This is a genomic window from Bradyrhizobium sp. CCGUVB23, assembly GCF_024199885.1.
GTDB lineage: Bacteria > Pseudomonadota > Alphaproteobacteria > Rhizobiales > Xanthobacteraceae > Bradyrhizobium.
In genome coordinates, this window is the sequence record NZ_JANADQ010000001.1 from 8,860,062 (window position 1) to 8,885,375 (window position 25,314).

Genomic DNA, 25,314 nt, shown 5'->3' on the forward strand with positions numbered 1-25,314 from the left:
TGATTCCAGTGTCGGCCGAATCGCTTCCGATCGGCGCGAACTGCATTACGCGTCGTCATAGAGGCGTTTTGCTACCCCCGCAAATGCCCGGAATTCAAGTGCATCCCGCTTTTCCTGTTAATGTTCCCTGATTGATTCGGGGAAGCTCGACAGGGCTGGGCACTTAACAATCATGGCAAAGGATTCCGACCCACTGGCCGGCGTCTTCGAGACCAGGGAATCCGGTGGTCTTCTCGCCGGACTCCTGGCTGAGGAGAACGAGTTCGATCGCCGCATGATGTGGCGCCTCGGCTCGTGGGGCGTCGGGGCCGTCGGCGCCGTGGTGATCGCAGTGATGGCCAATCAGGCGCAGCTCGGCTGGCGGCGCGACCAGGTCGCAGCCGCCGATTTCACGCGCCAGGCCGATCGGCTCCAGATGCTGACAAGGGAGAGCCAGAGCGAAGCCCGCAGGCTGGCGTCCGCGATCGAGACGCTCAACACCGATCGCGACCGGCTCTATTCGCGCGTCACGGTTTTGGAGCAAGGGTTCGATTCCGTCACCGGCGCAATCGCAAAGCAGAATGCAGCGCCTCAGACGCCAGCAGCGAAGGCGCAGGAGACTCAAGCGGCCACCGCGCAGCCGACCCCCTCGCCGTCACTCGCCGCGCCAAACGTCGCGCCGGTCGCCTCGACGCCTGCATCAAGCGAAAAGCCGCGGGCGGACGCCGCCAAAGAGCCGGCCAAGGAACAGAGCAAGGATCAGGTCAAGGAACAGGCGAAGCAGCAGGCTGCTCCGACGCCGCAGACCGCGGCTTCGGCCTCGCTCGTTCCGCAATCCGCAACACCGCCTGCCGGGCTGCCGACCATGCCGCTGGTTGCGTCCAAATCGCTGATGGCGCCGCCCGATCCCGCCGCATCCAAGCTGGTCCAGCCGGAAACGGCAGACAAATCGGAGAAGGCTGACAAGCCCGACAAGGCCGACAGAACGGACAAGGCCGACAAGCCAAAGGCCGACGCAGCATCGCCGACCGAGGTCGCGACGGCGGCACCGAGCACCGAGCCCGAGGCCGCCGAGAGCGAGCCGCCGGCGCCCGCGATAGCGGTGCAGCAGACCCGGTTTGCCGTGGATCTCGGCAGCGCCAACTCGATCGGTGGCCTGCGCGCGCTGTGGCAGGGCCTGATCAAGTCCAACCCGGAGATCGCCAACCTCCGGCCGATCATCATGATCAAGGAGAGCAAGACCGGCGCCGGCATGCAGCTCCGCCTCGGCGCCGGTCCTCTGGTGAATGCGGCCGCCGCTGCCAGGATCTGCGCCGGGCTCACCGAGAACGAACGGGCCTGCGAGACCACCGTGTTCGATGGACAGCGGCTGTCGATGCGCGGTCAGGACGCAGCGCCCCAGCAGGCCTCTCCCCAGGGCGAGACGCCGCCGGCAACCGCCAAGCCGGAGAAGCCGGAGAAGCCGCAGCACCGGCGGAGCTACTCTTCCAAGCGCACCAAGCGCGAGGAACCGCCGCCACCCCCGCCGCCGGCGCCCGCGCCGCCCAAGCAGGAGACGACGGCCGCCTCGACCATCTCCTCGTTCTTCAGTCGAAACAAAAACTGAAGTAAGCTCAGCCCGTTACTGTGAGACTCTGAGGCAAATTCACAAGGCCTTCGCCTTGCCCGTTGCCCGCATCCGCCTTCCCGACCATATTGGCCCCATGAAGAAGAAACCGTTCCGCCTCACGCCCTACCAGGTGCAGTTCCTGCTCGTGGTCGGCTTCGTCACCGTCGGCTACGCCCTCTACCTGCGCTATCTCGCCGTCGAGTTCTCGCAAGTCTCGCTCGCCTGCGACGCCGGCCTGCAGACCGTGATCTGCAAGGCGCGCGCGACCGCGACCGTGCTGTTCAAGAATTCGGTGTTCGGCATCGTCGCGCTCGTGATCGCGACGCTGAACCTGATGCGGCCATCGATCGTGCTGCTGACGCTGGGCGTGATCGCCGCGGGCCTCGGCATCGTGCTCTACAACGTCGTGTTGTCGGGGATCGCGATCGGGCTGCTTATTCTGGGCTTTGCGCGGCCCGCGCCCGCCACAGCGTGAGCGCGAACAGCAGGTACATTGCGCAGGTCCACAATGACTGCCAGTTGTCGCGACCCTCGTTGATCAGCACGTAGGCCGCCGACAGCGCCAAGAGGCCGGCAAAGACCGACTCCGCGATCGGACGGATGCCGGTCTGCGGGCGGTTCAGCATCAGAAGCGCAAACGGCACCACCGCCATGGTCAGTGAGGCGAACGGAAAATCGCGGTAGCGCGGATCGAACACGAAACCGAGCGCGGTCTCGGCTGCAATCACGGCGGTCACCGCAAGCGTTAGCCCAAGCGCCGCAGTGAGTTTTGACCATTTGCGCTCCTCGCGGGGACCGAGGATATCGAGGAAGGTCGGCAGTCCCCGTCCCGACACCAGCGCCTGCGCGCAGAAGATCGGCGACAGCACGCCGGCAGCAAGCAGCGTACCCCATTGCAGCCAGCCGCCCCAGCCGTAGCTCTCGTAGTACATCTTGTCGAAAGCGATGCCGAACAGCATGCCGGCTGATGTCGCCGAGATGCCGACGCCGAGCCATGCCGAGAAGCGCGGCGTCCAGGGCCGGCGGCGCAGCGTCAGGCCTGCGACTGCGAACACCAGCACGCTGACGGCCATGCCGCCGCCCATGTACCATTTCCAATACGGGAAATTGCTGATCGGCTCGCCCGGCGGGTATTTGAGCTGGCGGCGGACGGAATCGATGAAGCCCCAATAGCCACCGACGGTGCCTTCGAGCTGGCGCTTCCAGGGCTGGTCATAGGCCTCGATCAGGTTGACGCGAAAGCCCTGCGCCTTGGCGAGGGTCAGGATTTCCGACACCACGCGCGCCTGGTTGGTGCGCGAGGGCAGCGCGCCTTCGCGCATCCGCCCTTCGCTCGGCCAGCCGGTCTCGCCGATCAGGATCTCCTTGCCGGGAAATGCGACTGCCATGCGCTGACGGATCTGCTCGACATGGCCGGCAGCGAACTTGGCACGGACCGGAAAATCCTCCCAATAGGGCAGGATGTGGATCGTCACGAAGTCGACGGCGTCGTAGACCTCGCGATTCTTCAGCCAATACTCCCAGACGTCGGCATAGGTCACGGGAACGGCAACCTGCGCCTTCACCGAGCGGATGATGGCCACGAGATCGGCCGTGGTCATCTCGCCGCGCAGCAGCACCTCGTTGCCGACCACGAGCGAGGTGATGGTGTCGGGGAATTCCTTGCTCAGGCGGACCGCGGTCGCGACCTGGGAGAAGTTCTTGGAGCGGTTGCTGCCGAGCCAGATGCCCTGGATCACCTTCAGCCCGCCGACCTTGGTGGCGATCGCCGGCACCTGATCGAGCCCGTTCTCGATCGAATAGGTGCGAACGCAGTCGGTGATCTCCTTGAGCTGCCGCAGGTCCTGCTCGAGCTGGTCGGCCCCGATGTGGGTCGAGGGGTCGAGCGGCGTCTGGTCGCCGCGGAACGGCGCGTAGGAGACGCATTGCAGCTTGGAGCTCGGATCGATGGGCGCGCGCGCCAGCGTGATCGGCGTGGCCAGCCACCACCACACGGCAGCAATCGCACCCAACGATAAGAGCAAGAGCGCCAGTGGCGTACGAAGAGTAATCGGTTCCGTCCTCCGCGAAGGGTCCGTCGATTACCTGCTTGCAGGCCGTCTGCCAAGGGGGCAATACCGACAAGCGGCAATTGCACCTGCCATCCCGCCCCTTTTGCCTGCGGCTCTTCGACCGCCGCACAGCATGGTGACTTTGCTGGACAAAATTCGAAATACCAGTCATGGGATTCAACGGGACTTTTCCGCCGCATTGGAGACCCATTTGGACGGCATCACACCGCGCGTCCGTGGAGTTCTCGCGCGGGCGTCAGAGAGATCGGGGAATTTATGCGGCGACGGGTGCTTGAGTTAACGAATGCGGTCCTGCGGCATGTTGCCGTCCCCTCCCTTGTCGTTCTGCTCGGCCTTTCAAGCGCGCTCGCCCAGAGCGGCGCTCCCCAGGACCAAGGCAAGGCGGCCGCAACAACGCCAGCCGATGCCGCCAAGGACGCCAACCAGAACCAGCGCCGCACCGACGAGTTCGCCGAGGCGGCGCAGGCCATCAACGGCCCGGCCGGAAACCCCGAATGCGTCTGGCTCGGCCGCCGCGTGGTGCGGCTGATGTGGCGGGATGACCTCGATACCGCCTTCCGCCATCTCGATCTCTACGACCGCTTCGGCTGCCCGGGCGGCCACATCCAGGCGGCATTCCGCTGCCTGACCCGCTTTGGCGGCCAGATCGATCCGAAGGTCGCCGAGACCCTGGACAGCCGCGTGCACGCCTGCTGGATCAATCCGGCGGCGCAGCCTCAGCAGGCCGCTGCCGCGGCGTCCCAGCCGCCGGCGCCGACGACCGGCACTTCGCCGCAGCCGGCCGCAAGCCCTGCGCCAGCCGCGAGCCCCTCACCCGCCGCTCCCCCAAAATAGCCGCGATCACTTCACCCGCCGTTCAGGAACGATCGGCGATACCGGCGATTGGCACTGCTCGTGCTTTTCAGATCGTCGGTGCCCTCAAAAGGCCATGCCGCTAAACGACACGGCGTCATGACAGTTGTGAAAAGGCGTGGCAGAGGTATGTTCCGTTTGCCGCGGACTCGGTCGGATCTCGGGGTCGGATCCGCTTCCCTGCCATCTCAGCCCCGTTTGGTTTAGCCGCGATGCGCGTTGTCGCCGCCGTTCTGTTGCTCGTGTCCGTGCTCCACGCGGGCGTCTGGGGAGTCTTGCGCGACAGGGAGCCCGCGCCCGATTTCAAGGGCCTGCTGCCCAGCCTATCGTACACGCCGTTCGAACCGGGACACGTCGTCGATCCCACCGTCGACTCGGAGAAGATCCGAGCCGATATGAAAAAGCTCTCCACCCTCACGCGCGCCATCAGGTCCTACTCCGCGACGGAGGGTAACGAACTGGTGCCGCCGATCGCCGCCGAGTTCGGCCTCAAGGTCACGGTCGGCGCGTGGATCGACAAGGACGAGGATCGCAACGAGCGCGAGATCAAGGCCGCCATCGACCTCGCCCGCAAGAACAGCAACGTGATCGGCATCGTGGTCGGCAACGAGGTGGTCTTCCGCGGCGAGCAGAAGGTCGAGGACCTCATCGACAAGATCAAGAAGGTCAAGAGCGCGGTTCGTGTTCCCGTCACGACGGGCGAGATCTGGAACATCTGGCGCGACAATCCGGACCTCGCCTCCAGCGTCGATTTCATCGCCGCCCACGTGCTGCCCTATTGGGAAAACTTCCGCTCGGACCAGGCGGTCGACCAGGCCGTCGATCGCTACAACCTGTTGCGCAACCTGTTCCCCGGCAAGCGCATCGTGATCGCCGAGTTCGGCTGGCCGAGCGCGGGCTACAATTTGCGCAATGCCGACCCGGGTGCGTTCCAGCAGGCGCTGACGCTGCGTAACTTCGTCAGCCGCGCCGAAGCCATGGGCATGGATTACAACATCGTCGAGGCGATCGATCAGCCCTGGAAATTCTTCGAAGGCGGCGTCGGTCCCTACTGGGGCATCCTCAACGCCAGCCGCGAGCCGAAATTCGCCTGGACCGGCCCGGTTGAGAATCCCGACTACTGGAAGCTGATGACGATCGCGCTCCTGGTTGGCATTCTCCTGTCGCTGCCGATCATGCGCCTGTCGCAGCCGACCGCGCCGCAGGCATTCCTGCTCTCGGTCACCGCCAACGGCGTCGGCGCCTGGGCCGCCATCGTGTTCGCCTATTGGAACGGACACTACTTCCTGTTCGGCTCGGCCTTCGCGCTGACGCTCGGCATGATCCTGCTTGTTCCCCTTGTCCTCATCGCGATGGCGCGCATCGAGGAGATCGCAGCGGTCGCCTTCGGCCGGCCGCCGCAGCGGCTGCTTGCCAAGGACAAGCCGATCGCCGACGTGCCCGAGAACTACTGCCCGAAGGTGTCGATCCACATCCCCGCTTATTTCGAGCCGGTCGACATGCTCAAGCAGACGCTCGATGCGCTGTCGCGGCTGAACTATCCGAACTACGAATGCGTGGTCATCATCAACAACACGCCCGACCCCGCCTTCTGGCAGCCGATCCAGGATCACTGCCGTGCGCTCGGCGAGCGCTTCAAGTTCATCAACGCCGAGAAAGTGCAAGGCTTCAAGGCCGGCGCACTCCGTATCGCCATGGACCGCACCGCGGCGGACGCCGAGATCATCGGCATCCTCGATGCCGACTATGTCGTCGATCCCGACTGGCTGAAGGATCTGGTGCCGGCGTTCTCCGATCCGCGCGTCGGCCTCGTGCAGGCGCCGCAGGATCACCGCGACGAAGACCTGTCGATCATGCACTACATCATGAACGGCGAGTATGCCGGCTTCTTCGACATCGGCATGGTCCAGCGCAACGAGTTCAACGCCGTCATCGTGCACGGCACGATGTGCCTGATCCGCCGCGCCGCGATGGACATGGCCGGCGGCTGGTCGAGCGACACGATCTGCGAGGACAGTGACCTCGGCCTTGCGATCCAGGAGCTCGGCTGGACCACGCACTACACCCGCCACCGTTACGGCCAGGGCCTGCTGCCCGACACCTATGAGGCCTTCAAGAAACAGCGACACCGCTGGGCCTATGGCGGCTTGCAGATCGTGAAGAAGCATTGGCGGCGCTTCCTGCCCGGCGCGAGCCGGCTGACGCAAGACCAGAAGCGTGAATATGGGCTGGGCTGGCTGAACTGGCTGGGTGCGGAAAGCCTCGGCGTCGTCGTCGCCCTCCTCAACCTCGTCTGGGTGCCGATCGTCGCCTTCGCCGACATCGCGATCCCCGACAGGATCCTGACGCTGCCGATCATCGCCGCCTTCGTGGTCTCGCTCGCGCACTTCCTATCGATGTACCGCCTGCGCGTCGCGATCAAGCCCGGCCAGATGCTGGGCGCCATGATCGCGGCGATGAGCGTGCAGTGGACGGTGTCGCGCGCGGTCGCGCAAGGGTTGATCACCGAGCACATCGCCTTCGCCCGCACCTCCAAGGGAGGCCTGTCGCGGATGTCGATCGAGTTCCAGGCGTTCTGGGAAGCCGTGATCGGTGCACTGCTGCTGATCGGCGCCGGCGTCCTGATCGCCTCCAACAGCTACCGGCAGATCACAGAGATCTATATCTTCGCCGGCGTCCTGGTGCTGCAAAGCCTGCCGTTCCTGGCGGCGGTCGCGATCGCCATCCTGGAGCTCAGCCGCATCAACTCGTTCCAGTTCTGGCGCGACGGCGCCGTGCGCGCCGCCGAACTGATCGGGCTGCGCCCGGTTGCGCTGCCGAGCCCCGCCGGTTCCTCGCAGCCGGTCGCAAGCGAGGTCCGCCGCGAGGCGAACTGACGCGAGCCCGACGGCGGCCGGAGCACTAGGGTCGACGGCCCCGGGATTGGACGTCACCTGCTCTTCGAAGTGGATGACGTTCGTCGGCAGGTTGAAACTTTCGGGCTAAACCACGGAATGGGCGCGGAAATCCCCGCCCTTGCCGCGATCTACGGCAACCTCGCCCGCTATTGACCTCAGCGGCCGCTCCCCCTACACAGCGCGGGCCGAAAGCATGATCCGGAAACAGCCTGCCGGTTTTCCCCGCGACGCGTTACGTTGTGGCAAGACATGCTTCTCGAATGTCCGAAGGCGATGGCGATCGATCAGCGAAGCCATCAAGCGGCCATGGGAGCGCGTAGCTCAGCCGGTAGAGCACGTGACTTTTAATCACGGGGTCCTGGGTTCGAGCCCCAGCGCGCTCACCAAGCAAAATCAAAGACTTAAGACGAAAAACCAAACGATCGAAAAAACCTCGTGTGGGCACTGTGTTGGCAAATGACTTGCCGGACTGCGTGTCCAGGATCGCGGCGCGATAGTTGTTCGCCATGATCAGCAGCCCTGCCCGCTCCTCCGGCATGCTGCTGCCATCCGCCAACTCCAGGCAGATGCGCTCCATGCGCGCGAGCTCGTCGATGACGTGCTGATGCCGGCCCCATGGCCGCGGATCAATTCCGGCCGGCGCCACGCCGTCAAGAGTCCAGCGGTGCATTGTTGGTGCTCGGCCGCGCCGCTAGCGAACCCATAGGGCCAAGAGGGCACACGCGAAGCCTGCCACTAGGACGCCCGCAGCCGTTGCCGTGACCAGGTCAATTGACCAGCGGTGTCGTTTTCCACCGATCAAGTCGAAGTGCCTTGAGTGGCGGTCGTCCCTGAATGTCTGAAGGTGCATGACACGCACTCCCTTGTGAGCGCGTTGGACGATCATTTATACCGCGGCGACCCCACTTTGCCGGGAGCTCCGTAGGGCCGCCTGCTCTCCCGGAGCCAAGGCTGGAGGGGCGTTAGCCCTGGGAGGCAAAGCAATTCTACGCCTTCTAGCAGGGCCCAAACATTAACACTTGAGAATCCTAATTCGCCAAAACCAGTACCCAAAGATCAGTGGTAAGCGCGGGGCCATCCTCCAGGGAGCATCGTCCCAAGCCCGAATCGCGCTAGGGCTGGCTCATGAAGCTCACCACCGAACGCACCTGCTTTCGCTTTCCGGTTGCGGTTCGATTAGGCGATATTTTTTGCATAGAGGGTCAATTATGTTTCGCATGATCGCATTGGCGGTTCTGTTGCTGAGCTCGATCGGATCTCAAGCATTGGCGCAAGACTGCGCACAATATCCGCCGGGGAAGATGCGGTTCGAATGCGCCACCCAGAGCAATCCCGCCGTTGCCGCCAAGCGCCAGCGTTGTGAGGATGAAGGTCGAAAGATGGGCCTCAACAATCAACGGAGCGGAAGCGCGGGCGGGCTACGTCCATATGTGGCGGCGTGCATGCAGCGATAATCCGCGCGACGAGTGACCGACCGAGGCTGGGGGCGGCCTTTCGACGATCCGATAGAGATTGGTGGCCGCGAGCTCGTCACCTTGCGCGATGCTGGCGAGTGCATCGCCGCGCTGCCGCCCAAGGTGCATGACGCACCAGAATGGCAAGCCGCCATGGAGGCGCTGATCCTGGTGGCCGAGCAAGGCGGCCCGACCATGTTCGCCCGGATCGGGATCATGCGGGCCTTGAACAGCCGGAAGCCGCCGCCAGATTCCGGGCCACGACGCAAGAAGGCCAAAGCGTAGGGTAATAGCGAGCGGCTCCCGTCACCGCCGGTTCACGCTCGCGGGCTTCTCTCGCAGCGGGGGCGAAGTGTTGCCTACCGAACAGACGGCACCGAACGACTCGCCCACACTGAAGTCATCCAGGCGAGATTCGTCTTCTGATTGAGCGCGAGGAATCCATGAAATCCCCCGTCGTGAAACGATCCATCGTTGTCGCCAGCCATAAGACCAGCGTCAGCCTGGAAGAGGCCTTCTGGAATGGCATGAAGGAGATTTCCGGCCTGCGCAACATGACGCTGTCGGAGTTGGTCGGCGAGATCGACAGCAACCGCCCGCACGGCAATCTGTCGTCCGCGATACGCCTCTTCGTCCTCGACTACTTTAAGAACCGCGCCACGGCGGCCCAGCCTCAGCAGAAAGTGCCAGCACTGCAGCCATCCCTCGATAGGGCGTGAGCTCTGAAGCGGGACCGAAGCCTCGACGTTTCACCTAGATGGCGCCTTTCGATGGTCCGATCATGGTTGGCAGACGCACAAATGAACGTACAAGCCGGATATCCTTCCCGAAAGGATAGGCCCGCCAGCGTGAACCGGCGGGCGCGGGAGTGCTCCTCAAAGTTCAACCTCGGTCGCCAAATTCGAACGCACGAGGGTGGTCAAGCCCGCTTTCAATCTTTTCGCTTGCCAGGTTTGAAACGCTGGATCGGCATTTAGTTTCTCAACTGTCGCGCCGTAAGCTGAGAACGTCTCGAAGTTTACTGAGAAAACGAAATTTCCGAATTCACCGACGGCGACGGACCAGAACCTTGGTTTGCCACCGTGCTTGCGCCAAAGCCCGGCGCTCTCCTTAGCCAGTTCGAGTATTCCCGCGAAGTCGGCACCTGGATTTGGTTTGACTACATATTGAACAACTACTGCCATGCTAACCTCCCATTGAAATTACAAAGGTCGCGCGTGCGAGGTTTTGCTACTTTTTCCCGAACGAATTGACGTAGATCAAGTAGAGCTTGCGCGATGTGCCCGTCAGGCCCTCTAACGAAAGGCCTGTGGATGGCATGGCACCTGCGGTGACCACCCGGTGACCGGCGCCCAAGCTGCGTCGCATTCGAGGTATGAGCGCGGGACCGAAGCCGGGAATTTTTTACGTCCCCGACTGATCTCTTTCCCGCGCCCAAGCCAATCGCTGCTCCCCGTGGGGTTGGCTTCGCGCAAACCGGGGCGCCGGGGAAAGCCTGGCGCCCCACCACATGTCGTCCGGCTTTACCGCCTACCGCCTCAGCCGGCGGGCGTGCGCGGCCAGCCGCTGGCGGTTGCGGGCTCTATGCGATCGGCGCCTGCGCTTCATGACACCCCCACCAGATCACCGTGCCAGCGCTTGTAGTAGCTGGCTCTGAGCTCCTTCAGCATCTTGGCCAGCTGCCAGACGGCAAAGGTAGCCAACTCCAAATCGCCGACGAGATGCGAGCACTTGAGCAGAATCGCGCGTGAGCGCGCGGATAGCCACGAGATATCGGGAGCACGGGAAGCGCTGCTCGATCTTACGGGCAACTACCGATCCGCGATCGCCGATCTCGAACAACCGTCCATCAACCACGGGACCCGGCGCTAGCGGCCCCATAGGGCCACGAGGGCACATGCGAAGCCTACAGCTAGGATGCCTGCAGCCGTTGCCGTGACTAGGTCAATTGACCAGGGGTGTCTTTTCCCACCGATCAGGTCGAAGTGTCTGGAGTGGTGGTCGTCCCTGAATGTCTGAAGGTGCATGACACGCACTCCCTTGTGCGCGCGTTTGACGATTACTCAATTGGCGACAGCCCAGACAGTTCCTTGAGATGCGCTTTTCCACACCTACGACTCGCTGTAGCTCGCCGCCCTGCCCGCGCCCAACAGATCGATATTTTGCCAGCTCACCCGCGCGCCGCTTTGATCGCCGCATGCGTAGAGAGAACCGCACACCGCCCGGTCAAGATCACCTTTGGCGACATGCGCGAGATGGGTGCGCGCGGCGTCCTGGTCTATTGCGCCGACTACCATTGCAGCCATTCCATCGCGCTCTTGGCCGATCGCTGGGCTGATGAGATGCGGCTATCGGACATCGAGAGAGCGGCACCTATGTGCGGCTGATCAAAGCTGGCGCGCACGAATAGAGACGGCCCCAGCACAACCCTGAATGCCGGGGCCGTTGGAGGTTGCTTGGCGTATTTGGGTGAAACCAAGCCAAGTGAGCTTAAAGTAGTCCGCTATTTTGTTATGTCCGATCTTGCACAGAGGAACAGATTCAAATTTGCCGACTTTTCCCGAATGGATTTGCACTTGTTAATGGCGGCGTTGGCAGAGCTCGGTAGCCTTCTTTCGCCGGGCAGATGTTTGAATTTCCGATCTATTGTTCCACCCGGGGCTGGTCGCAGCTTAAGGATTGGCTGCGGGCATTAGATCAGCGCTTTCGATACTTAGGCCGCCTTCGGGCGGCCTCTTTTTGATAAGCAAAGCTGACCCCAGCCGGTTGGCGGCCTTGGGGGAGTGGTCTGGCAACCGGCGTGGACCTGCGGCTTATCCGGCAACACTTCATTGACGCTGCGCGCCACGTGGCGACAACCCGCCTCATTTGGCTGCCTCTGTCTTGCTTGTTCACCGTCTCAACCGACGGGCATGCATCGCCAGCCGCTACGCCGCCCTTCGTTCCGTTGCGGAGCTGCGCCTAGTTTTCCCAGAAGCGCTTTCCGCACCCACATTCAAACATGTGAGTGAGGCTTCCGGTCTCAGAGTCCACCACTGTTCGTACAAGCTTCATTTTCTTGCCACAGATACGGCAGGTTCTGTTTGAGTTGTCCTCGACAACGCAAATCTTCTCAGCGCGAAATACTTCCATGAGTCCCGCCCCCGTCCGAGGTAACCGCAATTGGAACTTACAGCCCATTGCGGCAGTAAAATCGGGAAGAACTGGGTACGAAGTGGCGACAAATTTGCGACAGTACACGGAGCAAATTAAGACGCGTCAGCAAGTCTTGACGACCCTTTGGCTCACCAGCGACCGCCGCCCCTTCATCAACCCGGAACCGCCGCGACATCTTGCCCTACCGCCCCGCCCGCACGTCGTAGCTGATCCGCGCCGTCGACCAAGTCGGTGTAGCCAGCTTTTTTTTTCAACCGCACTGACATGCACAAAGACGTCTGGGTCGCCATCGTCAGGAGCAATGAAGCCGTAGCCTTCCGTCGGCGTTTTGGTTCCCGCTATGCTGGAATTAGGAGCCTTGCACGCAATCATGAGTTTTATAGCTGGAGCAGGTTCGTGGAATGGGTGATCGTCATGAAGCGACACCGCTTCAAGCAGGAAAAGCTGCTCGGCGAACGACTGGCGAAAGCAGCACGCCTGGCGCGAGAGAAAGCAGACCAATTGCCGCCGGGGGCCGAGCGCGACGCCCTCCTTGAGAAGGCTCGGCAAGCTGACGCCACCGCGCACATTGATGGGTGGTTGAATTCAACGGGTCTGAAGCCGCCGACCTAGTCGAGAGTCCCATTCGGCAAAAAAAACGGCCCCGACCACTGGGAATCATCATCGAGGCCGTGAGCATTACCGTCCACCGGACGTGCCCCGGTAATCTCCGATACTGTCGGGTTCGGCACAGGCGCATTCACCTATTCAAATGATGCTGATCGGTTCCCCGTCTCGCCATCCCTCCACCGATGAAGCATCTAAACGGCCCAGCATTTGGCTGGTGGCGGTCGACACTAACCATATTTGCAACCATTTATTGATTAAGCAAATTATGACACTCATAGTTGCGGCTTTCAGCATGGAATTAATCGATGGTGGTCCGCTTACCCATCGTCGCGGTCATCTCGGCCGATGGGGAAAGGTCATACTGGGTTGCAGCGGTCGAACCTGAAAAGGCGATCGACGCGGTTGTACGAGTCATCGGCAATGGACATGTCATCAGGCTCTTGCGGCACAGCCTGCGCGTAAAACCAGATGCGCTCCGACCAGGAGAAGTCCGGCAGCTCAGGTTGTGACCGGGACCGTACTCATCAAGAGCATTCATCCCGCTCAAAAGAGCCTCCGTCCGGGGTTTCACAGTTCATCGAATCGCTCACGTTGGCGGACTGAGACCGCGCGCAGGATCTGCGGGCAGACTTTCCGTTCAGTTTTCAGTCACGCATACAGCGATCACCTCTACCGCGGCAGCCGGTAAAAGCCTGGGATCGAGGTGAGAACCGTAGCCATCCGGCTATGGAAAGGAACAAGCCAGGCGCCGAGCGGCCGTGTCCGTTCACACTGGCGAGACACCATCAAAATGCGAAACACCGACGTTTTCGCAAATTGAGACGAACGCCCTCTTCGTCTCAGCGTCCTCAAAGTAAAACCGGGTCCCTCTGACGTCGCGCTCAATCCACCAGTCTATTTTGTTCGCCCTTGAAATGCGCGATGCCTCTCCGCGCAACTGGTCCAATTGCCTTCCATGGGCCCGAACGATCACAAAATTTGTCATTCTCTAATCCAACAATTGCACTGTTTTAACTAGCCTTGAACGCAAGAGTTATTCCGACTGCTCATCCTGCTCATCGCGCACGCGCGGTGAGCTATCCCTTCGAAACGCCAGAAAGTCACAGAGTCACTCGCTCCACAGCGATCGCACGTCAATCGCTGCTCGCCGAGCATGTAGCGCCCGCGGATCGCGGAAGCAGCATTCTTGCAAGACGGACAAACCAATAAAAAATTGCGCATACGCCAGCGCATCACCAGATCACCCAACACCTTCGAACGCCCCTTCGTGAATCAGGTATCTCGCAGAGGTGGAGATTAGCGCACCTTTGCACGTCTGAATGTTCGGTTGCGAACACATCTTCCAATTCACTTCGCAGACCCGAATTGCACTGGAATGCCCCAAAGATTCACATATGCAAATGCGGACAATCATCCGCAAAGGAGGCAAGGGTTGGCTGGATTATGATCGTGAGCGAAAGGGTCCAGCGCAAATTGGAACCAGTTTGGCGGCCAACCTAACGATGGAGCAAGCCGAACACGCGAAGCGGATACTGACTCGTTCACGGGGTGACAAAGTCTGATTTGAGCAGAGCATTCTAGTTGGGGCATTGTGTGATCGTACTTGGCAGCGAAGCCGGCAGCAGCATCACTGTACGGTTTTTTTAGTTCCCCCTTACAGCTCTTCCGAGCTACCCATTTATTACGGCCGGAGACGCCGAGCCCCGGACTGCCAGAATACGAGCCAACGAAAACGTTGGCCCGCCGGCCGAACGCAATCACGGTCGCCCCTCTCGTTGTAGATCGAAGCATGCGCTCTCCTTTCGGAGTGGCTGCGATCAGCCCTCGGTAGCGGCTTTCGTACTCTCGTGCCAGACTTTCCACTTTTTCCCTGCGAGCCCGCGGAACCGAGCACGTGTTGCGCGATTGCATTTGGCGGACGAGGGTCGATCCCATCCCTCTTGATCCTTGATGCACTCAAGAATGGAGGAATCATGCGCACGTCGGATGTCGTGGAGTGGCGCGATGAGGCAGGACTGGCAACGAAGCTGGAAAACGAGGCATCGGCCTGGCGCAAACGGCGCCTCGCGCGACCGAAGTTTTCGATGAGTGGCGTCCAGGTCGTTCGGCTTCCGAGACGTCGGCTATCGCGTTCGGCCGTCGGGGCCGTGGTCAGCCGTTCTTGAGGGTCGATCTCACCTCCCGTACGGACCAAGATTCGCCTGCGCGTATGACCCGGGCCACGCCGCCGGCGCCGATGAGTGCATGAGAACCGACGTCGCCCTTCGTCGCGACGACGTCAAGCTCGGTTTCCGGCTTCCGGTCGAGCGTGACGTCGAGATCGCCAGGGAATATCTGCCAGCGCGAGCCATCGTCGAGTTTGACGATGTGACTCTCGGAATGCGTCCTAATCTTCATGGCATCTCGATCGACCGTGCGACACCGGGCATAGTACGATTTCAAGGCATCCGCGCGTCCATGCGAGCCAGCAGCCGGACGGAGCGAATGCTCACTTTCGACCGGACGGCGCTTGAGCATTCGCCTTGTTCGGATCCGACTTGTTCGCCTCGTGATGGCCGATCACGCAGCCGGCCGCTGCGCCGAGCTTGCCATGGCCCGCCACGTGGCCGGCAACGCCGCCGACGATAGCTCCCTTGATGCACCCCCTTGCCTCGGCGGCGGCCGAGGAGATCAGAGCAACGGCGGCACAGGCAACGGCAAGTATGGACTTCATGAAAAACTCCCAACGTCGATCCAACGATTCAATCGCCATACCTACCGTCAGTTCCTCGCGTTCGCGCAGTGGAGATCGAAAGGAACGAGCATCAGGCGCGCTCCGTTACCCCTGCATCTATGTTTCTAAGATGTGGAGGATAACGATGGAGACGGAAAGGCGCGTGTACGGACAGCGCCGGCTCGCGCTGATACAATTACTGGCTGCCAGCACGCATCCCGGATACGCGACGCCGCCGTTCGGGCGACGCATCCAAATTGCCTGTCGAGCGGCTACAAGCGTGAACCCCCAGTCGACATGCGGCATCTGGCCGGGTTCATGGTGGCTCCAAATCCCTCCGCGACGGTAGATCCAACACGACTTCACGCCATGACTCGTGGTCGCGGATCACACTCTCGGCGGTATGCAGGATCTTCTCCTTCCGGATCGTCTCTTTCCGGACGCCGATCGCTCCCACGTTTTCGATCAATGATCGAAGTTGCAGGACGAGCCCAAGAGCGTCTTGCCGTCCGCTCCCGCTCCACTTCCAGAAGCCACCTACGTTCGTCCTCAGGCGCAAGGATCGTCTTCACTTAGTCGTTCGTACCGGTAAATGGGGTGGAGGCCAGACAAGCGTGGAGCCGCTCTCTAGATCGGGCATCGCCCCTGCGCAGACCAGCCCAAAACAGCTCCACAAATCAGCAGATTCACCGGCTTGATCTCTGGGGCGGTCACAACAGTTTCGGCGGAAACTTGTTGGCAAGCGACAGGACGGCCATTTCGTCGGTTTCGAGCGCGATCTTCTGCGCGAGCATCACGTCACCGGCTGCTAGAGCACGCGCGGGAACGAAACACCATCCCATCTTCGCCTGTCCTTGTTCATCGATCTCCAGAACATTCCTCATCGTGCCTTGGCGAATTCGATATCGTCGGCCCGTGTGAGAGCCGGTAACATCGAAATGACCTTGGGCATCGAATTGCACACGCTGCTCAGGAGATAACCATTCTCGCAAAAGACGACGCGCACGCGCTTCCGGAGGATTTTGCGCGATAAAGTTCGAATAGAGCGCACGAAGGGCGCGCAAGCGCGGGTTACTGCCAAGACTACTGCGTCTGAACAAAAACATTTGCCATGCAGCGAATGGGCTAGCCGCCAACAAGGCGCGGATAGAACAGCGTCTCATCAGCAGTCGGATCAAATGTCCGTACGATGTTGAGATCGCCGGTCGCTGTTCGGGTGGCGGCTGTAAAACCCTGGCCGATCAGCTTGCCAAAGCGTCGCTCGGCCTTGGCCAACCCCTCCCGGTCAGTTTGGTCGAAAAAGTATCTGCTGTCGCCTGTGTGGTCCATCACGATCTGGATACCCATGGAGTATAGCTCCGCAATTCCTACCCCCGACGTGTAGAACCTAGCGACGCCGCCTAGTGTTCCGAGTTCTCGGAAATTTCGTTGTCCTTCTGTTGTGCTCCGCCCATCTGGCGGCGAACGTCCAGCCTAGTCTCAACTTTTTGAAGGTGAGTGGGTATGCCCACTCAACGAAGTCCTGATCCACCGCGACCTGACGCCGGCGCAGCGCGCCGAGCTGGTCGCGAAGTGGAAGGCGGCTCATGAAGCGTTCATGGTTCAGCAAAAGCCGCCGGCGCCCATTCACAGCGAAGTTGCGGCCGCCGGCCATGCCGAGGCACGTCCTTGTCGCTGGCTGGCTGGACGCTGGCCTCAATTGGTGCTCGTCGCTCTGGGCTCTGGTGATCGACGGCCTAAGCTTTGGCGAACCAAGCCGCCGAAGCAAACAATCCGTGGTTCGATGCAAAGCTCGCAAGGTGCAAAGACGAGGCCCGAGCAACGGCCTCCGTATGGCCAAGGGGGGCCGGCCTCAAGGGGTCCGTGCAAGCGTGCATGCAACGTCGATAATGGGGGGCGGCCGCAGTGGCAGTGGGACCGAAGCCCGATTAATGAATGAGCAACGCTGTTGGCATAAAATGAAATCAACTCGCTGCTGGAGACTCGACAATGACCGAGTACGTCATCAGGGAAGTTGGTTCTCGTCAGTGGCTCGTGTTTGCCGATCGACGATGCATCGCTTTTTGTGCCAATGAGAATGAGGCGGTGAAAGCGATGAACGGACACAGTGCGCGCACTCGCCTTGCACGTGATGAGATAGCCCCTCAGCCGCTCCAGGAAGCTATCAGTCCTCAGTCGGGAGCGGCTTTCCAAACCCACGGGACGCAGGAGCTCGCTGCCGTTCCGGACGGCTAGGAATCGGTAATCTGCGAGGTGCCTGACGTCGGCGCTTTGACGATGGGATGCGCGCTGTCTGCCGGACTGCACACCGCCCGGTCACCGCCCGATCAGGATCATATTCGGCGGGGACGGGCGGAGCATATCACCGCGCGGCCGAAGCGGCAGCACGACGCCCGAATGGCAAGCGGCTATGGAAGCGCTAGTCCGAGTGGCTGAGCGCGGTGGGCCCGACAATGTTCGCGCGTATCGGCATCACGCGTGCCTTGAACCGTGGCCAGCTACCCCCAAATCTCCACCCGAGACGCAAGCCGGCAAAGACGTACAGGCTCGTCAGATGAATAGAATGATCGGCCGCAGGACCATCTACGCCGTGCTGGTGATCGTGGTGCTGTTGATCATCTGGCAGATTCTTGCATCGCTTTGACTGGCCAACCGGTTCATGCTGGCAGGACTCTTCGCGCCCTAACCTCATGTACCACGACAGGAAATATGATCATGCGCACGATGCTAGTCATATTCGCCTTGCTCGCAGCCAGGACCGCTGCAGTCGCAGGCTCCGCTTCCCCGGTTTCATATGATTATCCCTGGTGCGTCTATGGTGGGGAGCTCGGCTATTCCGGCGACTGCTCTTATGAGACGAGAGAGCAATGCCTGGCGTCCGCGTCCGGCCGGTCGAACGTGATATGTAAAGTAAACCGGCGCCTTCTATTCCAGCAGCAGCAGGCCGTCCCGCAGCAGGATGTGCAACAGCCTCGGGCGCCCCGCAGACATTGAAAAAGGATGCCTCCACTCAGGGTATCGTCGAACCGTGGGCCCGCCAGCGCGAACCGGCGGCTCTAGGCCGCTGACGATCTTTCGGTGCGTCGGATGAGCCGTCGAGCCCTCACGGCCAGCGTTCGCTTCAGATCGTCTCGGCGTTCTCGCGCGGCCAGACTTGACGCTCCGCCTCACACACAGGTCAACAAGGTAGAGGAGACCCCGATGACCACTGCCCGATGCAGTTGCGGCGCCGTGACGCTGTCGCTTCCAGGACCATCCAGACTCGTCGTTGCCTGCCATTGCATCGATTGCCAGCGGCGAACCGGCGCGCCGTTCGGGGTCGGTGCGTTCTATCCCGCCGAGACCATCGCCGTCTCAGGAGAGCCGAAGGAGTTCACTCGTGCTGCTGCTAGCGGCGGGAAGGTGCATAGCTATTTTTGCACGCTCTGCGGCTCGACGGTTTATTGGAAGTCCAGCAATCTTCCTGCGTTCATTGGCGTTGCCGTCGGCGCGATCGCGGACGCAACTAATCCGGCTCCGGTCAGGTCGGTGTTCGAGCAGTCGAAGCATGCCTGGGTTGAAATCGGTGGCGCTGGCGTTGAGCACTTCCAGCAAAGCAGCGCACCCAAGAAACCGGGCGCATCTGACTGATATAGGCCGTATCGACGAGGCATCCGTTTAGCGCGAAGCGGAAAACGAATGCTCGTTGAAGATGAGATTGGCTGATCGCCAGCAGAAGCACGTTGCTGCAACGCACCCCTGGCTCACCTTCTCCGCGATACCATTTTTTCCCGATGACTGAACGCGAGCCGCCATGTTAGGTTGCGCGCACATCATTCCTCCTAGGTCTGATGTGGCGGGCGGTGGCCTTCGGATTGCCGCTCGCTCGTTACTATAGCCGTTTGCGGCCCCGCCTCCGGACCTTTGTTTTCAAGTCCGCAGGGCGATGTTTTTTTGATGCATTTCCCTCCGTTCTTCCCACAGACTCGGAGGCGGGTCCTTTTTCACGTCCGTCCCGTTGCCCCACCCGCATCGGCTCCCATGCCGCGTGGAAGACTACCGACAACAGTGCCGGGTGTAGACCATCAGCTTTGACGTTTGCATCTGGTCGGGCGCGCGGGCCTTGAAGGCCGCCAGCTGGGCGGGGAAAATGTGTCGGCGGCCGCTTCTTCGAGAGCAAGATTAGCCGTCCTTCTTCCCCTCACCGGCATCGGCTCGATCCGTCCTGATCCACGCCATCGTCAACTCCCACGCCACCGACAGCACGATCGGCCCGATGAAGAGGCCGACGATGCCGTGGGCGAGCGTGCCGCCGATCACGCCGACGAAGATCACGATGGTCGGCGTGTTGAGCCCGCGCCCCATCACCAGCGGCTTCAACATGGTGTCGATGAAGCCGACGAGGACGAGGAACACGGTCAGCAGCAGCGCCGTGGTGACGTCCTTTGCGGTCCAGATCCAGATGATCACGGGTAGGAGGACGAGGAAGGCGCCGATCTGCACGATCGACAGCAGCAGCACGATGAACGCGAGCAGGCCGGCGCTCGGCACGCTTGCGAGCTTGAAGCCGACACCGGCGAGCAACGCCTGAACGATCGCAACGCCGATCACCCCTTGCGACACGGCGCGAATGGTCGCGCCCGCGAGCTCCAGGAAATGCTCGCTCTGCTCGGGCACGATGCGAAACAAAAAGCCACGACCGGCGGCGACGAGCCGCGGCCCGTGGGGAAACAGGAAGCCGGCGACGAAGACCGAGACGAGAAACTGCAGCGTCCCGACGCTGGCATCGCCGGCGAGCGACAGCAGCGGTCCGGCCAGCGGCTGGAGATACGGCGCCACCTCGCGCAGCACGGCGCGGATGTTGTTGTAGGCCTGCTCCCAGAGCTCGTAGAGCTGCGGGCCGATGATCGGCCAGGACTTGATCTGCTCCGGCGCCGACTGAAGTGCAAGGTCGCCGGTGCCGAGCTGGCGTGCGAGCTCCCTCGCCCCCTCGACCGCACTCAACCCCAGCCAGGTCGCAGGGCCAATGACGATGCCGAGCGTCATCAAGGTGAGGATGACCGCGGCCGTCCTGGGACGGCCGCCAAGCAGCTTGGCGAGCCAGCTGAAGGCCGGATAGAACGCGACCGCCAGCACGGCGCTCCAGGTCAGGATCGGCACGAAGGGCCGGATGATGAAGAAGGTCCAGATGATCAGGAGCGCGAGCAGGCCGAGCCGGATCAGAAGCTGGACAATGTCCTCTCCCGTCAGGAACTGGCGGAGGGTTTTCACAGGCGCAGCTTCCCTTGCAATATCAACGCGACTTCCGGCGCCATCGACCGCCGCGATTGGCGCGCGGGGCAGGCCTCGCCTTATTGCCAGCCACAGATCGGGCGTCAAGACGACCCGGCTGCACGGCGCCGCTTGGCAAATTTTGGTCGGGCACGGCCCGGCCGATCACTGCGACTGGCTGTGACCTCGGCTGAGCCAGCCCGGCAATGCCGCTTGTCTGAGCCCGGGGCTGGAGACTGGCCGTTGTTCATCGGAGGCGGTGGCGTCACGCTGATGGCGTTCGTCTTCCGGACCCGTGCCCCAGAGATGAACACGGTCGCGACCGACGATGGCCTCGAACAGCAACACACCGGCGCCCTTGATGCATTCGAGCAGAATGATCATCCAGATCAGCGGCACCATCAGCATGCTCAGGGTCAGCTGGCTGATCGGCGTGTCGAGGACCGCGGAGCTTGGCCCAAAGGCGTGGAAGACGGCCAGTATGATAAGCAGCGTCATCGCTGCCTTTGTCGCCTTCCTGACCCGCTCCAGAACCGAATATTGCGCCATGGATTTCCCCACCGAACATGGGACGCGGGCGCGCCGGAAATGGTTCAACCGCCGAACAGCAAGTCCGCAAGGCGGATTTGCCTAACCGCCGTTAACCGGATTTGCGCCGATCGATTTACCCGGGTGCAAGCGCTCAAAACCTACACTGGACCGGTCACATCAAACACGTCGCGGCGCCATGGCCAATACCATCTGGACGATCGAAGAATTCTCCTGCCCGAGTTGCAGCATGATCTACACTGCGACGAGGGAGAAGCACGAGGCCAGGCACGCCGGCAGTTTCAAGTGCAGCGTCTGCAACGCGGTGGTCCATACCTGGTCCGGCAACCACCATTTCTTCGGCTGGGAGGCCGTCAAGGCGAAACCGCCGGTGTTCGGCCGTAGGTGGGCCGGGGTGCGCTGATAGGTGCGAATTGCCCCATCGCCACTATTCGCACGACAAGCCGCACTGCGCTTCACACTGATGACCTGACGCGCCAGTCCGTTCGGCGACGTAGCTAGCAGTATGCTGATACCACTGATGTGGCCAGGCGGTTACAGCCGCTGAGCGGCCTGCTGGATACGGTGCAACCGGTACCGAGAGGACCTTTCCCACGCGCCGGCGTGACTCCGCTCCCTCGCGCCGGACCGGCGCCGAGGTCAATTTGAAGGACGAAACTTCCATGAAAATCAAAACACTTTCCGGCCTCATCGCGCTTGCCATCTCGACGGCCACATCGGCGATGGCGGCGGACGTGTCGTTGCCCTACAAGGCGGCGCCTGCAGTCCCGACGTTCTCCTGGACCGGATGCTATCTCGGCGGCAATGGCGGCGGCGGTCGCGGTATGAACGAGCAACAGCCTGTTGCCGGCTTCACGTTCAATGCCAACCACGACAGCGGATGGCTGGCCGGCGTGCAGGGCGGCTGCGACTATCAGGTCGGCTCCGTCGTGGTCGGCATCGAAGGCCAGTTCGACTGGGCCGACATGAAGGACACGACGGCATCAATCCCGCCCGGCGGCCCTGTTGGCTTCCTGCTGACGACCAAGCTCGATCGCATGGCCACTGCCACCGCCCGCATCGGCTACGCATTCGATCGCGTGCTGTTCTATGCCAAGGGCGGTGCCGCCTTCGCCCATTTCAACCACACCATGACCCAGACGGATTTCGCGGCGACCTCGGTCGATTTCATCGGTTCGAGGAACGTGGCGGGATTCGTGGTTGGCGGCGGCATTGAGTATGCGCTGCTGCAGAACGTCTCCTTGAAGGCGGAGTATAATTATTTCGACTTCGGCAGAAACGGCTACACGCTGAACTGCATCAACAATTCCGGTTGCGCGAATCTCCCGATGTTCCCGGTCGAGCTCCGCCAGAACATGCAAACCTTCATGCTCGGCGTGAACTGGCGCTTCAACACCGGCCCCGTCGTCGCCAAGTACTGAAGTACTAGCGCCGGGCCCGGAGCTGCCGGGCCCGGCATATCCTCAAGTCTTCCCTGCGACTTGAAGGGGAACCTTGCACGGTCGAGCGGCTTGTCAGGTTGCAATGAGCACCATGGCAAACCTACTCGCGCGCAAGCAGGAGCTCTTAGAGCGGCTCAAGGGCGACCCCGGCCCGCATGAGCGCGATCAAATCGAACGCCTCATCGAGCAGGTCGACACCGCGCTCAATCTGCTTGAAGACAGCGGCCAAGACGACAGCGACCATGACCGCAGCGACGGGCCCTGAAGGTCCCCTGCCCCGTCCTGTTCTCGCGGAACGAAATCCCCAGGCGGCCCGTTGAGACGGCGGGCCGGTATCAGAAGCTTTGCAAAGGGCCAGTGGATGTCGAATGATCCCGACCGACGCAAGCGCCACAGCGAATTCTCGATGGACGACTTCTTCCTGTTCGTCCTCTCTAGCAGCTTCTGCCTGCTGGTCGTCGCAATCAGTCTCTTGATCCGGATGCCGCCCGGGATGCTGCCCGGCTTGTAACGGTTGCGCCAATTCGTGCGACGCCGTTTGCAGTCCGTTCACCCCTGAGCGGTTAGATCGGGTGCCGTTTGCCCCTCCGCCATAGGCCGCCATGCCGGATCTCAACGCCGTCCTCGCCAAGCTCAACGACCGTCTGCTCAGGCTCGAGGGCGAGCTGTTCGTGCTGCGCTCGCTGGCGCGGGCGACGCTGACGGCTGGCGACGATCACGCAGTGCGGATGCGCAAGCTGGTCGAAGCGGCGAAGGTCGCGCTCGACGATGAGGCGCTGCGGCCACTGGACAAGCCGACACGGAAATACGTCGAGGCTGCGAGCGCGATGGTCGACGAACTCCTGGTCGAGCCAACCAAGGCGCGGCCGCTGTTCACGGTGATCGACGGCGGCAAGGCGGACTAGAAGGGCAGACTGGGCCGGTCCGCGCGTTCGGCCTCGGCCGGATTGCACGATCTCAGCCGGCTCAGTCCGGCCTCGATGATCGCGATCTCCTCGTCGACCTGACCGATGGGCAGACTGAAATCGTAGCCGGAACGGCTCTTTAGATCGATCGCCAGCCGGTGGCGGTGCATCATCAGTGCGTCGAGGCCACGGCGATTCTTCTGCCTGACATAGGCATCGACGATCTGCTCAATCGCACTCGGCATCCGGTGATTCCAGGAAGGAACAGGCCGCGCCGGATTTGCATACCGGCGGGCCAACTCTTGTGTCACGGTACGCAATACAAATCCGCGACAGATTCGTCGATACGCCAGGCCGGTTGAGAACCTGTTACTGCCCTGCTCGTCCGGGCTCTTTTTGCGCGAGGTCGCGCTCAGGACGATCGGCGCAGTGCGCGACATCGCGATGAGGCGGTCATGAAAAGGCCGCTGGCAATATCACCAGCGGCCGGCCGGGTTCGAAAATGGATGCGGGATGAAACGTCTGCCAGCCCCGGGGAAGACGATCCTAAGAGCAGGCTGGCCGCTCGTTCTGCCCGAAACCGAACACAGGAACCCGGAATCCACGGATCATTCCATGCGTTTCGCATCCGGCAACTCCGGGAAGGCCGAGAGCCTCAGCGCGTGGAAGCGCGCGCAGCCTGCGACGCAATGACCGAGATGCCAAGATGTGACGACCGGACGCGAGCGCGACCGAAGCGCGCCGACGACGGTCACTTTTCCTGAGCGTGCATCAGGAACGAACCAACCAGGCCGATCAGGCCGCAGGCCAGCAGCACATATTGCAGCACGGCCAGCGCTCGGCTCGGCGCCTCGGTTGCGCTGGTGATTTCATAGATGAGCGCGGCCGACGTAATTCCGCTCATCAGCATCAATCTCGGCCATTTCGACACGGCGATCCCCCGTTCGTGTTGCACGCCCGTTGGACGCAGCGAACGGACGGCCGGTTCGACAGGCCTTGCGTCCCGCGCATTGTTGATAACCGGAGCAAAGGGCTCGCGGGGGGTGACAGGGTCTTATGGCGTGTTATCCGAGGTGACCCAGCTCTCGAGACGGAACCAAGCCCCCCATGCGCATCACCTTGATCGGCTCCCGCCATTTCGGCGTGGTCACCCTGAACATGCTCCGGGAGCACAGCGTGGACATCGCGCGGGTCGTGGTCGCCGATGGCGAGGACCGCCTCGCCACGACCGCCCGCTCGGCCGGCATCGAGGTGGTGGTCCAGGCCAATCCAAAGCTGGTGGCAGCCTCCGAGATCGCTGCGAATACCGACCTGATCATCACCGCGCACAGCCACGCCCGCGTCTCCAGGGAGGCACTCGCCGCCTCGAGGCTTGGCGGCATCGGCTACCACCCGTCGCTGCTGCCGCGTCACCGCGGCAAGGCCGCCGTGGAGTGGACCATCAAGGAGGGTGACCGGATCGCCGGCGGCACGATCTACCACCTCGCCGACCGCATGGATGCCGGCGCGATCGCGGCCCAGGACTGGTGCTTCGTCAAGAAGGGTGAGACCGCGCGCGATCTTTGGGAGCGGGCGCTGGCCCCGCTCGGCCTGAAGTTGCTTGCGGAAGTCATCGACTACATCAAGGTCCACAAGACCCTGCCGGCAAAGCCGCAGGACGAGCAGTTCGCGACGGCTGCGCCCAGCCTGTCGTAGGCGCCTGCCGCAGATTCATCCTTAACGTCGCGAATCGAGCCGATTCCGCCCCCAAAACGGGCTGAGAATGGGCAAATAAACCATTGTTTCCACAGGAACAATTTTCACTTTGGCGATGCAGCAAATTTCTGT

The 25,314-nt window shown here is 62.0% G+C and carries 28 protein-coding genes and 1 tRNA gene; 17 read left to right on the forward strand and 12 right to left on the reverse strand.

What is annotated here, in order from left to right; translation table 11 throughout:
* Positions 1-172: 172 nt before the first annotated feature.
* Both NLN62_RS41465 and NLN62_RS41470 read left to right on the forward strand, forming a co-directional pair.
* Positions 173-1,585 carry a hypothetical protein gene (locus NLN62_RS41465; RefSeq protein WP_254112469.1) on the forward strand — a complete coding sequence of 471 codons (1,413 nt, stop codon included), beginning with the start codon at positions 173-175 and terminating at the stop codon, positions 1,583-1,585.
* A gap of 97 nt (positions 1,586-1,682) precedes the next feature.
* Positions 1,683-2,063 (forward strand): hypothetical protein, encoded by a 381-nt coding sequence (locus tag NLN62_RS41470; protein ID WP_254112470.1) that lies wholly within the window; start codon positions 1,683-1,685, stop codon positions 2,061-2,063.
* Here the strand turns inward: NLN62_RS41470 and NLN62_RS41475 are convergent.
* Positions 2,023-3,582, reverse strand: a complete 1,560-nt coding sequence (locus NLN62_RS41475; RefSeq protein WP_027527964.1) for a beta-1,6-glucan synthase — start codon at positions 3,580-3,582, stop codon at positions 2,023-2,025. The two genes, NLN62_RS41470 and NLN62_RS41475, sit on opposite strands and share 41 nt — an antisense overlap.
* 333 nt (positions 3,583-3,915) lie before the next feature.
* On the opposite strand from NLN62_RS41475, the gene NLN62_RS41480 reads away from it, so the two are divergent.
* The 5 genes from NLN62_RS41480 to NLN62_RS41500 all read left to right on the forward strand — a co-directional run bounded on the left by NLN62_RS41480 (position 3,916) and on the right by NLN62_RS41500 (position 9,582).
* A complete protein-coding gene (locus NLN62_RS41480; RefSeq protein ID WP_027527963.1) occupies positions 3,916-4,494 on the forward strand; it encodes a hypothetical protein in 579 nt (192 codons plus the stop codon).
* A gap of 230 nt (positions 4,495-4,724) precedes the next feature.
* Positions 4,725-7,388, forward strand: coding sequence for a glycosyltransferase (locus NLN62_RS41485; RefSeq protein WP_254112471.1), 2,664 nt, complete (start codon positions 4,725-4,727; stop codon positions 7,386-7,388).
* Positions 7,389-7,719: 331 nt separating this feature from the next.
* Positions 7,720-7,795, forward strand: a tRNA-Lys gene (locus NLN62_RS41490).
* Between the two features lie 1,080 nt (positions 7,796-8,875).
* A complete protein-coding gene (locus NLN62_RS41495; protein ID WP_254112472.1) occupies positions 8,876-9,148 on the forward strand; it encodes a hypothetical protein in 273 nt (90 codons plus the stop codon).
* Positions 9,149-9,306: 158 nt separating this feature from the next.
* Positions 9,307-9,582: a ribbon-helix-helix domain-containing protein gene (locus NLN62_RS41500; protein WP_254112473.1), complete on the forward strand. Its 276-nt coding sequence runs from the start codon at positions 9,307-9,309 to the stop codon at positions 9,580-9,582.
* Positions 9,583-9,738: 156 nt separating this feature from the next.
* Here the strand turns inward: NLN62_RS41500 and NLN62_RS41505 are convergent, their stop codons facing one another.
* From NLN62_RS41505 to NLN62_RS53750, 3 genes are all read right to left on the reverse strand, one after another.
* A complete protein-coding gene (locus NLN62_RS41505) occupies positions 9,739-10,047 on the reverse strand; it encodes a hypothetical protein (RefSeq protein ID WP_254112474.1) in 309 nt (102 codons plus the stop codon).
* Positions 10,048-10,974: 927 nt separating this feature from the next.
* Positions 10,975-11,160: a hypothetical protein gene (locus tag NLN62_RS41510; RefSeq protein ID WP_156944912.1), complete on the reverse strand. Its 186-nt coding sequence runs from the start codon at positions 11,158-11,160 to the stop codon at positions 10,975-10,977.
* A gap of 961 nt (positions 11,161-12,121) precedes the next feature.
* Positions 12,122-12,391: a cold-shock protein gene (locus NLN62_RS53750; RefSeq protein WP_371933146.1), complete on the reverse strand. Its 270-nt coding sequence runs from the start codon at positions 12,389-12,391 to the stop codon at positions 12,122-12,124.
* A gap of 24 nt (positions 12,392-12,415) precedes the next feature.
* On the opposite strand from NLN62_RS53750, the gene NLN62_RS41515 reads away from it, so the two are divergent.
* A complete protein-coding gene (locus NLN62_RS41515) occupies positions 12,416-12,631 on the forward strand; it encodes a hypothetical protein (protein ID WP_371933151.1) in 216 nt (71 codons plus the stop codon).
* A gap of 2,148 nt (positions 12,632-14,779) precedes the next feature.
* On the opposite strand, the gene NLN62_RS41520 is transcribed toward NLN62_RS41515, so the two are convergent.
* From NLN62_RS41520 to NLN62_RS41535, 4 genes are all read right to left on the reverse strand, one after another.
* Entirely contained in the window at positions 14,780-15,025 is a 246-nt protein-coding gene (locus NLN62_RS41520; protein ID WP_254112475.1) for a hypothetical protein, read from the reverse strand.
* 91 nt (positions 15,026-15,116) lie between these two features.
* Positions 15,117-15,341, reverse strand: coding sequence for a hypothetical protein (locus tag NLN62_RS41525; protein WP_254112476.1), 225 nt, complete (start codon positions 15,339-15,341; stop codon positions 15,117-15,119).
* A gap of 710 nt (positions 15,342-16,051) precedes the next feature.
* Positions 16,052-16,447 (reverse strand): hypothetical protein, encoded by a 396-nt coding sequence (locus NLN62_RS41530; RefSeq protein WP_254112477.1) that lies wholly within the window; start codon positions 16,445-16,447, stop codon positions 16,052-16,054.
* 19 nt (positions 16,448-16,466) lie between these two features.
* Positions 16,467-16,688 (reverse strand): hypothetical protein, encoded by a 222-nt coding sequence (locus tag NLN62_RS41535; protein ID WP_027526951.1) that lies wholly within the window; start codon positions 16,686-16,688, stop codon positions 16,467-16,469.
* A 642-nt stretch (positions 16,689-17,330) separates the two neighbouring features.
* On the opposite strand from NLN62_RS41535, the gene NLN62_RS41540 reads away from it, so the two are divergent.
* From NLN62_RS41540 to NLN62_RS41550, 3 genes are all read left to right on the forward strand, one after another.
* A complete protein-coding gene (locus tag NLN62_RS41540) occupies positions 17,331-17,576 on the forward strand; it encodes a hypothetical protein (protein ID WP_254112478.1) in 246 nt (81 codons plus the stop codon).
* Between the two features lie 489 nt (positions 17,577-18,065).
* Positions 18,066-18,335, forward strand: a complete 270-nt coding sequence (locus tag NLN62_RS41545) for a DUF3551 domain-containing protein (protein ID WP_084801728.1) — start codon at positions 18,066-18,068, stop codon at positions 18,333-18,335.
* Positions 18,336-18,542: 207 nt separating this feature from the next.
* A complete protein-coding gene (locus NLN62_RS41550) occupies positions 18,543-18,971 on the forward strand; it encodes a GFA family protein (RefSeq protein WP_027526949.1) in 429 nt (142 codons plus the stop codon).
* A gap of 531 nt (positions 18,972-19,502) precedes the next feature.
* Here NLN62_RS41550 and NLN62_RS41555 read toward each other — a convergent pair.
* Together NLN62_RS41555 and NLN62_RS41560 are read right to left on the reverse strand one after the other, a co-directional pair.
* On the reverse strand, positions 19,503-20,591 hold the full coding sequence (locus NLN62_RS41555; RefSeq protein ID WP_035664441.1) for an AI-2E family transporter: 1,089 nt from the start codon (positions 20,589-20,591) through the stop codon (positions 19,503-19,505).
* 165 nt (positions 20,592-20,756) lie between these two features.
* Positions 20,757-21,140: a hypothetical protein gene (locus NLN62_RS41560; protein ID WP_254112479.1), complete on the reverse strand. Its 384-nt coding sequence runs from the start codon at positions 21,138-21,140 to the stop codon at positions 20,757-20,759.
* 178 nt (positions 21,141-21,318) lie between these two features.
* On the opposite strand from NLN62_RS41560, the gene NLN62_RS41565 reads away from it, so the two are divergent.
* The 5 genes from NLN62_RS41565 (at position 21,319) to NLN62_RS41585 (ending at position 23,487) form a co-directional block, all read left to right on the forward strand.
* Positions 21,319-21,543, forward strand: coding sequence for a hypothetical protein (locus tag NLN62_RS41565; RefSeq protein ID WP_254112480.1), 225 nt, complete (start codon positions 21,319-21,321; stop codon positions 21,541-21,543).
* A 259-nt stretch (positions 21,544-21,802) separates the two neighbouring features.
* On the forward strand, positions 21,803-22,561 hold the full coding sequence (locus NLN62_RS41570; RefSeq protein ID WP_051390096.1) for an outer membrane protein: 759 nt from the start codon (positions 21,803-21,805) through the stop codon (positions 22,559-22,561).
* Between the two features lie 112 nt (positions 22,562-22,673).
* Positions 22,674-22,847 (forward strand): hypothetical protein, encoded by a 174-nt coding sequence (locus NLN62_RS41575; protein WP_371260550.1) that lies wholly within the window; start codon positions 22,674-22,676, stop codon positions 22,845-22,847.
* 96 nt (positions 22,848-22,943) lie between these two features.
* Positions 22,944-23,093, forward strand: a complete 150-nt coding sequence (locus tag NLN62_RS41580; RefSeq protein ID WP_254112481.1) for a hypothetical protein — start codon at positions 22,944-22,946, stop codon at positions 23,091-23,093.
* Between the two features lie 91 nt (positions 23,094-23,184).
* Positions 23,185-23,487 carry a hypothetical protein gene (locus tag NLN62_RS41585; RefSeq protein WP_027526944.1) on the forward strand — a complete coding sequence of 101 codons (303 nt, stop codon included), beginning with the start codon at positions 23,185-23,187 and terminating at the stop codon, positions 23,485-23,487.
* Here NLN62_RS41585 and NLN62_RS41590 read toward each other — a convergent pair.
* Together NLN62_RS41590 and NLN62_RS41595 are read right to left on the reverse strand one after the other, a co-directional pair.
* Complete coding sequence (locus tag NLN62_RS41590) at positions 23,484-23,732, reverse strand: hypothetical protein (protein WP_254113841.1); 249 nt, start codon at positions 23,730-23,732, stop codon at positions 23,484-23,486. The genes NLN62_RS41585 and NLN62_RS41590 overlap by 4 nt on opposite strands.
* Positions 23,733-24,238: 506 nt before the next feature.
* Positions 24,239-24,400: a hypothetical protein gene (locus tag NLN62_RS41595; RefSeq protein ID WP_156944730.1), complete on the reverse strand. Its 162-nt coding sequence runs from the start codon at positions 24,398-24,400 to the stop codon at positions 24,239-24,241.
* Between the two features lie 194 nt (positions 24,401-24,594).
* Here NLN62_RS41595 and NLN62_RS41600 point away from each other — a divergent pair, with 194 nt between their 5' ends.
* Positions 24,595-25,182, forward strand: a complete 588-nt coding sequence (locus NLN62_RS41600) for a formyltransferase family protein (protein ID WP_254112482.1) — start codon at positions 24,595-24,597, stop codon at positions 25,180-25,182.
* Positions 25,183-25,314 lie beyond the last annotated feature (132 nt).